Consider the following 13,553-nt stretch of genomic DNA (forward strand, 5'->3'; position numbering starts at 1 on the left):
GATGTCCTTTTTTCTATGATATAATACAACGGAAGAAAGGAGCCCTCCCATGACGAAAGAAAACACCCTCCAGTATGTTCTGCTAGGCCTTTTGGCCAAGCAGGATCTCACCGGCTACGACATCAGGAAGATCTTTGCCCAGGAAGTGGGAGACTTCTGGAGCGCCCGGCACAGCCAGGTCTATCCGGAACTCCGGAAGCTGGAAGAAAGTGGACAGATCACCAGCTATACCGGCACCGTGGGCACCAAGCTCCAGAAAAAATACTACCGCCTGGCCCCTTCCGGCCGCCAGCGGCTTCGGGACTGGCTGGCCCAGCCTTTGGGCAGCATCATGCCCACCCGGGACGAATTCACCATGAAACTGTACCTGATCCGCAGCCGGAAAGATCCCCAGCTCCGTCAGCTGTTCCTGGAAGACATCCAACGCCACGAAGAACGGCTGGCCCACCTCCGGCTCCGCTGGCAGCTGCTGTTCCCCACCCAGGAAGACCGGGAAAAAGAATACGGCCACGCCCTGATCCTCCAGGAAGCCATCCAGCGGGAAACCCGGAAGCTGGAGTGGGAAAAGAAGCAGTTGGCGGAGATTTAACAATTTGTAAATTTTTTGGGGAAACGGTTGAAGGCACCGGATTTTCGCGATAAAATATTGACCCGGTAGTCAAGATGTGCAGAACAATCGAAGAGTTGTACAGGACGTGCCGCCGGCACGTCCTTTTTGTAAGGAGCAGGTATGGAGAAAAAGGAACTGACGGATAAATTGAAAGGAATCAAGGGGATCCTCCCTTCCGGGCACCTGGTGGGAGCCGGTTTTTCTTTCCAGTGGAAAGATGCAGACGGGCAAATCCAGGAATTCCATGCAGGGCCCAAGCTGCTGGTGGGCTTCTGCGGTGCCTTCCTGGCCAGCCTGATGGGGCTGGCGGTGTGTGCCGGGCTGCTGTTCAAGGCCTGGGACGAACAGACGGAACTGGCCAACTACCGGGCGGACTATGGGGTCTATACGGAACGGCTGGCCAAGCTTATGGATGACAACGAAAAGCTCCAGCGGGAACTGGCCCAGGTGGTCCAGGTGGAAAACGCCGTCCGTCAGAAGCTGGCCAAGGACGGAGTAAAAATCGGAGAAGATGCCGTGGACAAAAAGTCCAAGGAACTGGACAAAGGGGGCCAGGGAGGCTCCACCACCGCTGACCAGCTTTCCGTACTGGAAGTCCAGGATGAAATCAACTGGAAAAAGCTGGCCTACAAGAAGGAAAACCTCACCAACATGCTGCTGGCCCTGTCGGATACCGGGGACGGCACCTACGGCTGGCCGGTGAGCGGCGGAGAAATCAGTTCCTTCTTCGGGCTCCGGGCAGATCCTTTCGGGAACGGCAGTGATTACCATCCCGGGGTGGACATCGCCGTGGATTACGGCACCCCCATCAAGGCATCCGCTGCCGGAACGGTGGAAGATGCCCAGTGGAACGGGGGCTACGGCCGGTTCGTCAGCATCAATCACGGCAACGGGCTCACCACCTGCTACGGCCACATGAGCGCCATCGCCGTCCAGCCGGGCCAGACCGTACGCCGGGGAGACATCATCGGCTACGCCGGCAGCAGCGGCTACAGCACCGGCCCTCACGTGCATTTCGAAGTGCGCCAGAACGGGAGTCCGGTGAATCCGCTGAATTTTGCAAGGCCGGTGGGATAAAAAAGGAGCTGTGAAGAAATGAATCCTCATTTCTTCACAGCTTTTTTTATAACAACTTCAATTTCTTCCCCACCATCACCATTCTCCTTCCCAGGAAGGGGATCTGGTTCAGTTCTTCTTCGGGCATGGTCTTCAGCACCAGCAGCAGGATGCCGTAGACGGGCACGGCCACGGCCATGCCGCCCAAGATGCTCCAGGCACCCCAGTTGGGCACCAGGGCCAGGAAGCCTTTCACCGCCGCTCCCATGACCAGGGCAGCCAGGGCGGTTTTTCCCAGCTGCTTCAGTTCCAGGGAGAAGCCGGTGTACTTTTTAATGAAGAAAAGGTTCAGGATGGCGGCGATCCCGATATCCGCCACAGTGGCCCAGGAGGACCCCACGATTCCCAGGGTGGGGGTCAGGTTCCAGTTCAGGAGCACTTTGGAAGCCGCCGCAATGATCATATTGATCACCGGGATCTTGGTCTTCCCCAACCCCTGGAGGATCCCGGTGCTCACCTGATGGAGCCCCAGGAGGAAAATGGCCCAGCTCATGGTCTCAATGGAGGGCCCGGCCTTGGGGGCGTTATAAATCAGGGCCGCCACCCGTCCTCCCAGTACATGAAGGCCGATGCTGCAGGGAATGGTGATTACCGCCGCCACGGAGAAGGCCGCCGCCACTTTTTCCCGGATCCCTTCCCTGTCTTCCAGCACCCGGGATTCACTGATGGCAGGCACCAGACTGATGGACAGAGCCGCCGTCAGGATGGTGGACATGTTGATGAGAGGCACCGCCATGCCGGTGAGATACCCGAACAGAGTGGTGGCTTCGGACATGGACCAGCCTCCCACCATGAGCCGCCGGGGCACGATCATCATGTCCAGGTTGGACACAATGGGCAGCATCAGGCTGGACATGGATACGGGCAGGGCCAGGGCGATGAGCCGGCGGATGATTTTCCCGGCCGGTTCCTGTTCCGCTTCCGGCACCTTCTGTTCCCCTTTGGGGAAGAATTTGTGCTTCAGCCGGAGGTAGAACACCTGGAGGAGCAGGAGGCCGCACAGGGCCCCGGCCCCAGCCCCCATGCTGGCCCCGGCTGCCGCATAGGTGAGACCGTAGGGCATCAGCAGATAGGAAAAGGCGATCATGGTGACCACCCGGACCAGCTGCTCGGTGATTTCCGAACAGGCGGTGGGAGTCATGATCTGCCAGCCCTGGAAGTACCCCCGGAAGCTGGAAAGGAAGGTGACGAAGAACACCGCCGGTGCCAGGGCGATGATGGAATAGTAGGCCCGGGGATCCGGGATGATCCCGGAAGACACCAGCCATCTGGCCATCACCAGCAGGCACAGGGAGAAGAACAGCCCGGTGCAGAACAGCATCCGCAGGGATACCCGGAACACCCGCTGGGCCCCGGTATAGTCCTCCTTGGCCACTTTTTCCGCGGTGATGATGGAAATGGCCACCGGGATCCCGGCGGAAGAAACGGTGATGGCCATGAGATAGATGGGGAAGCCCATCTGGTACAGACCAATGCCTTCGCCCCCCATGACCCGGGAGAGGATCACCCAGTTCAGGGCCCCGATCACCTTCACCACGATGCTGGAAATGGTGAGAATCAAAGTACCCTTCAAAAATTTTTTCGTCTTGCTGTTGCCGGAAGTTTGTCCTTGCTGTTCCATACTGCCCTTCCTTTATCGGTTTCTGCAGGAACCCCGACGGGTCCGCCGGGCTCCTGGGATTTGCACTGTAATTGTATTATTTTATCATATTTTGGCAGGTTGTGGGCATTTCTCCCATGGATCAGGGAAATAAATGTTCTCCATCCAGCTGATACTCATCCTCCCTTCCCTGGTCTCCGGGGCTGTAGCGGATCTTGACAAACACATCCGGCCGGGCTCCCGGATGCAGCCACACCCCAAAAGCAGCAAGGGTCTGAGGTCCGTCCGGCCGGCTGCCCAGCCGCCAGATGCTGTTGTCCGGTCCTTCCGCCTTGTCTTGGCTGAAGCGGATCAAATCTTCCAACACATACGGGGTCTGCTGGCTTGCCAGCAGTTCTTCGATCCGGCGGTACCGGTGCCGAGCCGAAACGCCCTCTTTCAGATTCAGACGCTGGAACTCCGGGCTCAGATAAAAATTGGTATGGGAAAGGGTACCGTTGCTGACCCGGCGCACAGCCACCTGGTCATGATCCCCCACTTCCACCCAGGCCAGTTCAGAAGCATCTGCCAGCAGCAGGAATTTGGGACCTCCCAAATCCGTACCCCTGGCCAGCGCCTCTTCTACTGTGGCACAGCTGCCCAGAAGTTCTTTCAGCGCCCCCTTTCCCCAAGGCCCCATGGCCAGCCGTTCCTTTCGCGGGATGCTGCTGGCAGATGCTGAGAACACCGCCAGGCCGGCTTCATTAACCCCGCCTTTGAGAGCCATATGGTTTTCCGCTCCCCCATAGATTCCATAATACCGGTATAAAGGTCCCTGGACCAGCCGCATTTCCTGATATTCCGGCCGCCAGTCCCGATTCTTTACAAGCAGACTTCCCCCTCCCAAGACCCGGCTCCCCTGAGCTCCGAACAGGGTACATCCCCAGGCGGCAGCCGCCGGCAACCAGGCGGCCAGGCAGACTGGGAGAAGTTTCCTTACTGAAATTCCCATGATGGATTCCTTCCCTTTCTTTGTTTTCTGTCATTGTATCACAATTATCCTTTCAGTGCCTTATGCCCCCAACACCGGGCTTGGAGGGAATCCTCTGCCCCCTTCACTCTGCACTGCGATAAGGGTTTCATTCAGGACCTGCTGCCACATACCCTATGTTGGATTAACCACTGGAGTTCTCCGGGATTTGTGCTATAATTAAATACACTTTAAGATGAGGTGCATTATGAGTACGTATCGTGTAGGTTTAGACATCGGGTCCACCACGTGCAAAATCGTCGTGCTGGACAATCATTCCCATGTGGTGTTTTCCCGCTACAAGCGGCACCAGGCCAATGTGGCTGGCGTTTTGCGGGAAGAACTGCAGACTTTGCGTTCCCAGATCGGAGCCGCCAGCCTGAAGCTGAAGATCACTGGTTCCGTGGGCATGGGGGTGGCGGAAAAATTCAACATTCCTTTTGAACAGGAAGTCATCGCCGCCACCAAATTCGTCAAAGCCAAATATCCGGACGTGGCCACCCTGATCGACATCGGCGGCGAAGACGCCAAAATCGTGTATATTAAAAAAGATGGCAGCTGTGATCTGCGGATGAACGGGAACTGTGCCGGCGGCACCGGGGCCTTCCTGGATCAGATGGCTGTGCTGTTGGGGATTCCCATCGAACAGCTGAACGGGCTGGCGGAAAAGGCCCAGCACGTCCACTACATTGCTTCCCGCTGCGGAGTTTTTGCCAAAACGGATATCCAGAACCTGCTGGCCAAGAACGTGAGCCGGGAAGACATTGCCATTTCCATTTTCCATGCAGTGGCGGTCCAGGTAATTTCCACCCTGAGCCACGGCTGCACCATCGAGCCCAAGATCCTGCTCTGCGGCGGTCCTTTGACCTTTATGCCCGCTCTGCGGAAGGCTCTCATGGACTGTCTCCAGATTCCCTATGTGAATTTCGTGGTGCCGGACAACGCCAACCTGATCCCGGCCTACGGCACTGCCCTCAGTGCGGCGGACGCTCCTTCCATCACCTTTGACCAGCTGGTGGAGAAACTGGAAAGCGCCCCCAAGGTAAAGGTCCGGTCCGATGATGTGCTGCCTCCCATTTTCAAATCCCCGGAAGACTATGCCGCCTGGAAAAAGGCCAAGGAAGCGGACGCCATCCAGCTGACCCCTCTCACCCCGGAAACTGACGCAGTCTATGTGGGCATCGACTCCGGCTCCACCACCACCAAACTGGTGGTTACGGACCCGGAAGACCGGATCCTGTACACCCATTACGGGCCCAACAACGGGAATCCCATCGGCGCCGTCCAGGAAGCCTTCGAAGCGTTCTATGCAGAATGCCTGAAGGTGGGAGCCAACCCCCGGATCCTGGGCAGCTGTTCCACCGGCTATGGGGAAGACCTGATCAAAGCCGCCTTCGACCTGAAGACCGGCATCATCGAGACCATCGCCCATTATCTGGCTGCCCGGAAAATCCACCAGGACGTTTCCTTTATCCTGGACATCGGGGGCCAGGACATGAAGGCCATTTTCGTGGACCACGGGGTCCTGAACCGGATGGAACTGAACGAATCCTGCTCCTCCGGCTGCGGCACCTTCCTGGAAACCTTCGCCAAGGGGCTGAACTATTCCGTCAGCGACTTTGCCAAACTGGCCTGTGAAGCCAAGGAACCCTGCGACCTGGGTACCCGGTGCACGGTGTTCATGAACTCCAAGGTAAAACAGAGCCTCCGGGAAGGGGTCACCATCGGGGACATTTCCGCCGGTCTGGCCTATTCCGTGATCAAAAACTGCCTGTACAAGGTGCTGAAGCTCCAGAACACCCATGACCTGGGGAACGACATCGTCCTCCAGGGAGGCACCATGAAGAATGATGCGGTGGTCCGGGCCTTCGAACTGCTGACCGGCACCACTGTCCACCGGAGCAACATCCCGGAAATCATGGGAGCCTACGGCTGTGCCCTGTTTGCCCGGAGCCGGGCGGAAGGGGAAGCCACCCTGGACGACATGATCCATGTGGCCAACTACACTGACAGCCAGCTCCAGTGCCACGGCTGCGAAAACAACTGCCTGATCAAGAAGTACAACTTCAGCAACGGCAGCATCTATTATTCCGGGAACAAATGTGAGAAATTCTTCACCAACAACGGGGAAGACCACAAGCCCGGAGAAAACATCTACGACTACAAATACAAGCTGCTCTTCGACCGTCCGGTAAACGAGGATGCCCAGCGGGTCATCGGGATCCCCCGGTGCCTGAACATCTACGAGGATTATCCCTTCTGGCATGCCCTGTTCACCACCTGCGGCCTGAAGGTCCAGCTGTCCGATCCCTCCACCTTCAAGAACTACGAAGGCGGGATCCACGATGTGATGAGCGACAACATCTGCTTCCCGGCCAAACTGGTCCACGGCCACATCAACAACCTGATCCGGAAGCGGGTGAACCGGATCTTCATGCCCTATGTGATCTACGAACGGCAGGATGACAAACGGCAGCTGAACAGCTACAACTGCCCGGTGGTCTCCGGCTATTCCGACGTGATCAAAAGCGTGGTGAACACGGAGATCCCCATTGATTCCCCGCCCATCAACTTCCAGGATGAATCCCTGCTGAAGAAGCAGATCCGGAAATACCTGAGCTACATCGGCTTTGACCGGTTCACCGCGGACAAGGCCCTGAAGGCGGCCCTGAAGGCCCAGGAAGAATACGGCCGGGCCATCAAGGCAAAGAATGAGGAAATTCTCCGGAAAAGCCGGGACAATAAACAGCTGACCATCCTGCTGGCAGGACGTCCCTACCATACGGACCCCCTGATCCAGCACAAACTCAGCGAATCCATTGCAGCCATGGGCATCAATGTGATCAACGAGGACCTGGTCCGGGATGACAGCACCATCACCATCGATGATTCCTATCTGGTCCGCCAGTGGGCCTATATCAACCGGATTTCCAAGGCTGCCGACTGGGTGGCCCGTCAGGACAACAGCGTCCACTTTATGGAAATGACCTCCTTCGGCTGCGGCCCGGATGCCTTCCTCCAGGACGAAGTCCGGGGCATCCTCCAGCGTCACGGGAAGGCCCTGACCCTGCTGAAGATCGACGATGTGTCCAATATCGGCTCCCTGAAACTGCGGGTCCGGTCCGTGGTGGAAAGCATCCGGTACAACCGGGATGCCAAATTCACTTCCACCCCCTTCGAACAGCCTCCCCGCTTCGAAAAGAGCATGCGGGACTACACCATCCTGGCTCCCTATTTCACTCCCTTCATCTCCCCGCTGATCCCTTCGGTGATGAAGAATGCAGGCTTCCATGTGGAAACCCTGCCGGAAAGCACTGTCCAAAGTGCGGATCTGGGGCTGAAATTCGCCAACAACGAAGTGTGCTACCCGGCCACCCTGGTGGTGGGGGACTTTATCCGGGCGCTCCAGTCCGGGAAATACGACCCCTCCCACACGGCTGTGGCCATTACCCAGACCGGCGGCCAGTGCCGAGCCTCTAACTATTTCGGGCTCATCAAGCACGCTCTGATTGCCGCCGGGTTCAAGGACACCCCGGTGCTGTCCCTGGCCACCAGCAAGAACATCCAGAACGACCAGCCGGGGTTTGAACTGAACTGGCTGAAGATTGCCAAGATCACCGTTTCCACCGTATTGTTCTCCGACTGCCTGGCCAAGTTCTTCAATGCCTCCGTAGTCCGGGAAACCGTAAAGGGCAAGGCAGAAGAACTGAAGGACAAGTACCTGGATCTGGCCAAGAAGGAAATCGAAGCCAACAGCTCCAGCGGCCTTCTGAAGCTGCTGAAGGAAGCGGCAGCGGAATTCAACGACCTGGCCAAACCGGATGTGCGGCTGCCCCAGGTGGGGATCGTAGGGGAGATTTACCTGAAGTTCAACGCCTTCGCCCATAAGAACATCACTGGCTGGCTCATGGAGCATTCCATCGAAGTGATGCCGCCTCTCCTGACACCCTTCTTCATGCAGGCCTTCGTGAACCGGATCACCAACCGGAAATTCGGCCTGGAACGGCACCATATGCCCAATGTGATCGCCGATGTGCTGTACATGTGGGTGAACAAGCAGGTGAAGAAGTTCAACGAGATCGGGGAAGAATTCCGATACTTCACTCCCATCGAGGACATTTTCGAACTGGCCAACGACGGGAAGAACATCATCAACATGGCCGCCCAGTTCGGGGAAGGGTGGCTGCTGCCGGCGGAAGTGGTGAACTTCGCCAAGCACGGCATCGAGAATGTGATCAGCCTCCAGCCTTTCGGCTGCATCGCCAACCACATCATCTCCAAGGGGATCGAAAAGAAGATCAAATCCCTTTATCCCCACATGAACCTGCTGAGCCTGGACTTCGACAGCGGGGTCAGCGACGTGAACGTGACCAACCGGCTGCTGCTGTTTGTGGAGAACATCCGCACCAGCGCCGCCCCGGCTCCCGCTCCCAAAGCAGAAAAGAAAAAAGGCTTCTTCGACGAGAATCTGGCGAAGAGGGAGATCATGATTTAAAGAAAAGGCCTGCTGCCGGCGCAGCAGGCCTTTTTTGTTATTCCTAAAACCTATGGCAGCTGGTTGTTTTTCTGTATTATCCAAATCCCTATGCGTATGCTATACTTTTCCCATGAACAAAATGTGAATGATGTGGGAGGATATATTCATGACTGTAAAGAACAAACCGCCTTTTCGGTATGATATTGTAGGGAGCTTTCTGCGGCCGGCTGCTTTGAAGGAAAAACGGGAGGCTCTGGCCGCCGGGACCATCACTGCCGCTGACCTGAAGGCTGCGGAAGACGAAGCCATCCGGGACCTGGTGGCCAAGGAAAAAGAAGTGGGACTCCGGGCCGTTACCGACGGGGAATTCCGCCGCCGGTACTGGCACCTGGATTTCCTGACGGAACTGGAAGGAGTTACGGAGATTTCCGCAGAAAACTGGTCCGTCCATTTCAAAGGGGCCCAGCCCAAAGCCCGGACCGCCAAGATCACCGGTCCCATCAGCTTCGGCAGCCACCCCTTCCTGGACCATTTTCGGTTTCTGAAGGAAGCGGCCGGGGACACCCTGGCCAAAATGACCATCCCCTCTCCCAGCATGCTGCATCTGATCTGCTGCGTCCGGGAAAAACACTATGAACCCATTCCCCAATACCAGGACCAGAACCGGCTGTTCACGGACATTGCCCTGGCCTACCAGCAGGCCATCCGGTCCTTCTACGCTGCCGGCTGCCGGTACCTGCAGCTGGATGACACCAGCTGGGGAGAATTCTGCGACGCAGACAAGCGGAAAGCCTATGCAGAACGGGGCTTTGACCTGGATGAACTGGCCAACCACTATGTGGATATGATCAACCGGGCCCTGGAAGCCAAACCGGAGGACATGACCATCACCATGCACATCTGCCGGGGGAACTTCCGTTCCACCTGGTTCTCCAGCGGCGGCTACGAACCGGTGGCGGAAACCCTCTTCGGCCGCTGCCATGTGGACGGATTCTTCCTGGAATACGACAGCGACCGGGCCGGAGGCTTCGAACCTCTCCGGTTCATCAAAGACCAGCAGGTGGTCCTGGGCCTGGTGACCTCCAAGACCCCGGAACTGGAAAAGGAAGAAGACATCATCGCCCGGATCCGGGAAGCGGAAAAATACGTACCCCTGGACCAGCTGTGCCTGAGTCCCCAGTGCGGTTTCTCCTCCACCGAAGAAGGGAACCTGCTGACGGAAAAAGAACAGTGGGCCAAGCTCCGTCTGATCCGGTCCATTGCGGAAAAAGTCTGGGAAGATGCGTGAAAACGGGGTTGTGAAAAAATGATTTTTCATTTTTTCACAGCCCCGTTTTTTCATTGTTTACAGCCACAGGCTGGCAACATACGTGGCCAGCAGGCCCCCCAGGCTCATGAACACATTGCCCAGGGACAGAGTCTTCAGGCCGGTTTTCATATCAAATCCCATGCAGTTGGTATACACCCAGAAGAAGGAATCGTTCACATGGCAGCATACCCGGGCACCGGCACCGGATGCCAGGAAGATCAGGATGGGGTTGAGCCCCAGGCTGCTGGCAATGGGCGCACACAAAGTGGCTGCAGTGGTCACTGCCACAGTGCCGCTTCCCTGGACCACCTTCAGCAGTCCGGAGATCACAAAGGGAATCAGGATGAACGGCAGCCCGGTGTCGATGACCATCTGTGCCAGGCTGGCACCGGCTCCCGATGCTTTCAGCACAGCACCCAGGGCACCGCCGGCGGAAGTGATGAACACAATGGGCCCTGCATCTTTCAGGGTGGTATCCATGATTTTCAGGACATTTTCTCCCCCGATCCGTTTGCCCAGGGTAATGATGGCAAGGACGGCCCCAATGGCCAGAGCGATGTTGGCATCCCCCACAAAGGAGGTTACCGCCAGCAGCGGATGTTTCTTGGGCAGCAGCATGGAAGCCGTAGTATTCCCCACGATCAGCAGCAGAGGAATGACCAGGGGAACCAAGCTGGCCAGAGTCCCGGGAAGATCGTCCGTATTGTCATCGAACACTTCCTGTTCTTCCTTCAGGGCATCGGGCTGGAACTGATAATAACCAGCCGGCCGTGTCCGCAGATAGGTTTCCGCAAAGAGCCACCCTGCAGCCGTCATGAACACGGCCGCAAAGGCACCCCACATAATGGCCTGGCCGATATCGATGCCCAGCAGCCCGGCAGCTGCCAGAGGGCCGGGCGTGGGCGGCACATACACATGGGTGGCCAGCAGGCCCCCGGAAAGGCTGACAGCCAGCACTGCCAGCGGGATCCCGGTTTTTCTGTGGATGGCCTTGACCAGGGGGGCCAGGATTACACAGGCAGCATCGGAAAATACCGGGATGGAGACCAAATAGCCGGTAAGGGCCATGGCCAGGCTGGCCCGTTTCTGCCCTACCAGGCGGACGGCATCAATGGCCATCCGGTTGGTCCCTTTGGCGGCATCCAGATAGTTGCCCAACAGGATCCCAAAAATAATCACGATCCCGATGCTTTTTACCGTACCCGCAAACCCGCCGGTAATGGCTTTCACCGTACCCGGTCCGCCCAATCCGGACAGGATCCCCATGATCAGGGCCGTGGCCAGCAGGGCGATGAATGCATTGGCCTTGACTTTCAGGCACAAAAACAGCAGGACGGCAATCCCTATGACAAAGACCAGTTCAATTGGCATTTTTTTCTTTCCCCTTTCTCTGATTTCCGTGTTTTTTTGTGGAAATCCCGCACTTTCCAGACAAAGCTCATTCCGATCAGGACCAATGCCCCCAGAAGAAGGATCTGTTCCTGTGTCATTTACTTGTCTCCCGCTTCTGCCTTGATTTTAGCGAACCGTTGCCGCATCAAAGGTTTGATGCCCCCGGCTTCCAGGATTTTCAGAGCCTGGTCTCCCAGCTTTTCACAGGGATAGGTTTCGCCGGTTTCCTGGACCGTCACCTGATATTTTTCCAGATCCAGGGTCAGGGTCATCCCATCCTTCACCTTTTCCCGGATCCCTTTGCAGATAATGGGCAGCAGCCCCAGATTGATGGCATTCCGGAAAAAGATCCGGGCAAAGGAATCAGCCAGGACGGCTTTTGCTCCCATATTCAGCAGGGCAATGGGAGCATGTTCCCGGGAAGAGCCACAGCCGAAATTCCTTCCGGCCACCACCATCCCTCCCTGGGGGAAATTGGCAGCAATGGATTCATCCACGCCGCACAGACAGTGACTGCCGATTTCCTTGGGATCCACAATATCCAGATAGCGCCCCGGATAGATCTGATCCGTATCAATATTGTCTCCCACCACAATGATTTTTCCAGTTACTTTGGTTTCCATTGCCTGTTCCTCCTCTTACAGATATTTCCGCGGGTCGGTAATGTACCCGGTGATCATGCTGGCGGCTACCGTTGCAGGGCTGGCCAGATACATCAGCGCATCCTTGGAACCCATACGTCCCGGGAAGTTCCGGTTGGTGCTGGTAATGCAGACTTCCCCAGCTGTCAGCACCCCTTCATGGGCCCCCAGACAAGCGCCGCATCCCGGAGTGGAAATGGTGGCACCTGCCTGGATCAGATCCTGGATATACCCTTTTTCCAGGCATTTCTGCATCACTTCCGCCGAAGCCGGGATTACCACCAGCCGGGTATATTCCGGAATGTGTCTCCCCTTCAGGATTTTGGCAGCGATGGCAATATCTTCTTCCCGGCCTCCGGTGCAGGAACCGATGTATCCCTGGTTCAGTTTTACCGGGCCTTCAGCCACTACACTGGAAAGGGTATGGACATTTTCCACACTGCTGGGACAGGACAGTTCCGGTTCCAGTTGGGAAACGTCGAAGGTGTAGCTTTCAGAGTATTGGTACCCGGGATCCGTGTACTGGACTTCAAAAGGACGGACAGCCCGGGCTTTCACATAGTCCAGCACATCCTGGTTGGGCTGCATGTAAGCGGTTTTGGCTCCCATTTCCACGGCCATGTTGCAGATGGTCATCCGCCCGGCCACATTCAGATTTTCCACATAGCTTCCGGTAAAATCGATGGCTTTGTAAACCGCTCCGTCTGCCCGGATTTTCCCCAGTACGGCCAGGATCACATCCTTGGGGAACACTCCCTTGGGGGCTTCCCCTTCCAGACGGACTTCGATGATTTCAGGGATCCGGAACCACAGTTCCCCGGTCATCAGGATGGTAGCCATGTCCGTGGCTCCGCAGCCGGTACCCACCGCACCGAAGGCTCCATGGGTGGTGGTATGGCTGTCCGTTGCCACCACGATCATCCCCGGATAAATGACCCCGGCTTCCGGCATAACCTGATGGCAGACACCGCAGTTGGTGTCAAAATGGTATTTCAGGTTGTTCTTTTGAGCGAATTCCCGCATTTCCTTATGGTTCTGTGCACTTTTAATGGTGGGGCAGGGTGCATAATGGTCAAAGACAAAAGCGCAGCGGGTATTGTCCCAGACCTTTTCTCCGCCCATTTCATAAAAAGAATAGACCGTCTGGAGATACAGATCGTTGATTTCTGCAAAATCCACTTTGGCCATGACGATTTCGCCAGTTTCCACGCTTGCCTTTCCGGCATTTTTCGCAAAAATTTTCTCGATGGCATGCATAGTTGTATTCCTCCCTCATAATCCTCTCGTCTGCATAGTAGAATATCGTATATCGTATACGATATTTCGTATGAGATATTTTTACCATATTTCTCCTGGAAAAACAATCCTTCAAAAGAGTTTTCTGATATTTGGCTACAAA

The 13,553-nt window shown here is 56.5% G+C and carries 9 protein-coding genes; 4 read left to right on the top strand and 5 right to left on the bottom strand.

The window, feature by feature from the left end; genetic code table 11:
* The first annotated feature begins 49 nt into the window (after window positions 1-49).
* Complete coding sequence (locus ACZOF8_RS03045) at window positions 50-589, top strand: PadR family transcriptional regulator (RefSeq protein ID WP_022487971.1); 540 nt, start codon at window positions 50-52, stop codon at window positions 587-589.
* Between the two features lie 141 nt (window positions 590-730).
* Window positions 731-1,687, top strand: a complete 957-nt coding sequence (locus ACZOF8_RS03050; RefSeq protein WP_022487970.1) for a M23 family metallopeptidase — start codon at window positions 731-733, stop codon at window positions 1,685-1,687.
* Window positions 1,688-1,733: 46 nt separating this feature from the next.
* Here the strand turns inward: ACZOF8_RS03050 and ACZOF8_RS03055 are convergent, their stop codons facing one another.
* Entirely contained in the window at window positions 1,734-3,347 is a 1,614-nt protein-coding gene (locus ACZOF8_RS03055; protein ID WP_441368813.1) for a putative polysaccharide biosynthesis protein, read from the bottom strand.
* 121 nt (window positions 3,348-3,468) lie between these two features.
* On the bottom strand, window positions 3,469-4,317 hold the full coding sequence (locus ACZOF8_RS03060; protein ID WP_154487515.1) for a carcinine hydrolase/isopenicillin-N N-acyltransferase family protein: 849 nt from the start codon (window positions 4,315-4,317) through the stop codon (window positions 3,469-3,471).
* A 226-nt stretch (window positions 4,318-4,543) separates the two neighbouring features.
* Here ACZOF8_RS03060 and ACZOF8_RS03065 point away from each other — a divergent pair, with 226 nt between their 5' ends.
* Complete coding sequence (locus ACZOF8_RS03065; RefSeq protein WP_441373725.1) at window positions 4,544-8,830, top strand: acyl-CoA dehydratase activase-related protein; 4,287 nt, start codon at window positions 4,544-4,546, stop codon at window positions 8,828-8,830.
* A gap of 148 nt (window positions 8,831-8,978) precedes the next feature.
* Window positions 8,979-10,100, top strand: a complete 1,122-nt coding sequence (locus ACZOF8_RS03070) for a 5-methyltetrahydropteroyltriglutamate--homocysteine S-methyltransferase (RefSeq protein WP_022487966.1) — start codon at window positions 8,979-8,981, stop codon at window positions 10,098-10,100.
* A 57-nt stretch (window positions 10,101-10,157) separates the two neighbouring features.
* Here the strand turns inward: ACZOF8_RS03070 and ACZOF8_RS03075 are convergent, their stop codons facing one another.
* The 3 genes from ACZOF8_RS03075 to ACZOF8_RS03085 all read right to left on the bottom strand — a co-directional run bounded on the left by ACZOF8_RS03075 (window position 10,158) and on the right by ACZOF8_RS03085 (window position 13,411).
* The gene (locus tag ACZOF8_RS03075; RefSeq protein ID WP_022487965.1) at window positions 10,158-11,492 is read right to left on the bottom strand and encodes a GntP family permease; all 1,335 of its coding nucleotides are present in this window, start codon (window positions 11,490-11,492) and stop codon (window positions 10,158-10,160) included.
* Window positions 11,493-11,611: 119 nt separating this feature from the next.
* Window positions 11,612-12,136 carry a LeuD/DmdB family oxidoreductase small subunit gene (locus ACZOF8_RS03080; RefSeq protein WP_022487964.1) on the bottom strand — a complete coding sequence of 175 codons (525 nt, stop codon included), beginning with the start codon at window positions 12,134-12,136 and terminating at the stop codon, window positions 11,612-11,614.
* Between the two features lie 15 nt (window positions 12,137-12,151).
* On the bottom strand, window positions 12,152-13,411 hold the full coding sequence (locus ACZOF8_RS03085; protein ID WP_022487963.1) for a 3-isopropylmalate dehydratase large subunit: 1,260 nt from the start codon (window positions 13,409-13,411) through the stop codon (window positions 12,152-12,154).
* Window positions 13,412-13,553 lie beyond the last annotated feature (142 nt).

It is taken from the genome of Acidaminococcus sp., assembly GCF_057597765.1.

What these genes read in the sequence shown, in the direction of transcription:
- ACZOF8_RS03045 (WP_022487971.1), top strand. Translation starts at nt 50, where the DNA reads ATGACGAAAGAAAACACCCTCCAGTATGTTCTGCTAGGCCTTTTGGCC.
- ACZOF8_RS03050 (WP_022487970.1), top strand. Translation starts at nt 731, where the DNA reads ATGGAGAAAAAGGAACTGACGGATAAATTGAAAGGAATCAAGGGGATC.
- ACZOF8_RS03055 (WP_441368813.1), bottom strand. Translation starts at nt 3,347, where the DNA reads ATGGAACAGCAAGGACAAACTTCCGGCAACAGCAAGACGAAAAAATTT.
- ACZOF8_RS03060 (WP_154487515.1), bottom strand. Translation starts at nt 4,317, where the DNA reads ATGGGAATTTCAGTAAGGAAACTTCTCCCAGTCTGCCTGGCCGCCTGG.
- ACZOF8_RS03065 (WP_441373725.1), top strand. Translation starts at nt 4,544, where the DNA reads ATGAGTACGTATCGTGTAGGTTTAGACATCGGGTCCACCACGTGCAAA.
- ACZOF8_RS03070 (WP_022487966.1), top strand. Translation starts at nt 8,979, where the DNA reads ATGACTGTAAAGAACAAACCGCCTTTTCGGTATGATATTGTAGGGAGC.
- ACZOF8_RS03075 (WP_022487965.1), bottom strand. Translation starts at nt 11,492, where the DNA reads ATGCCAATTGAACTGGTCTTTGTCATAGGGATTGCCGTCCTGCTGTTT.
- ACZOF8_RS03080 (WP_022487964.1), bottom strand. Translation starts at nt 12,136, where the DNA reads ATGGAAACCAAAGTAACTGGAAAAATCATTGTGGTGGGAGACAATATT.
- ACZOF8_RS03085 (WP_022487963.1), bottom strand. Translation starts at nt 13,411, where the DNA reads ATGCATGCCATCGAGAAAATTTTTGCGAAAAATGCCGGAAAGGCAAGC.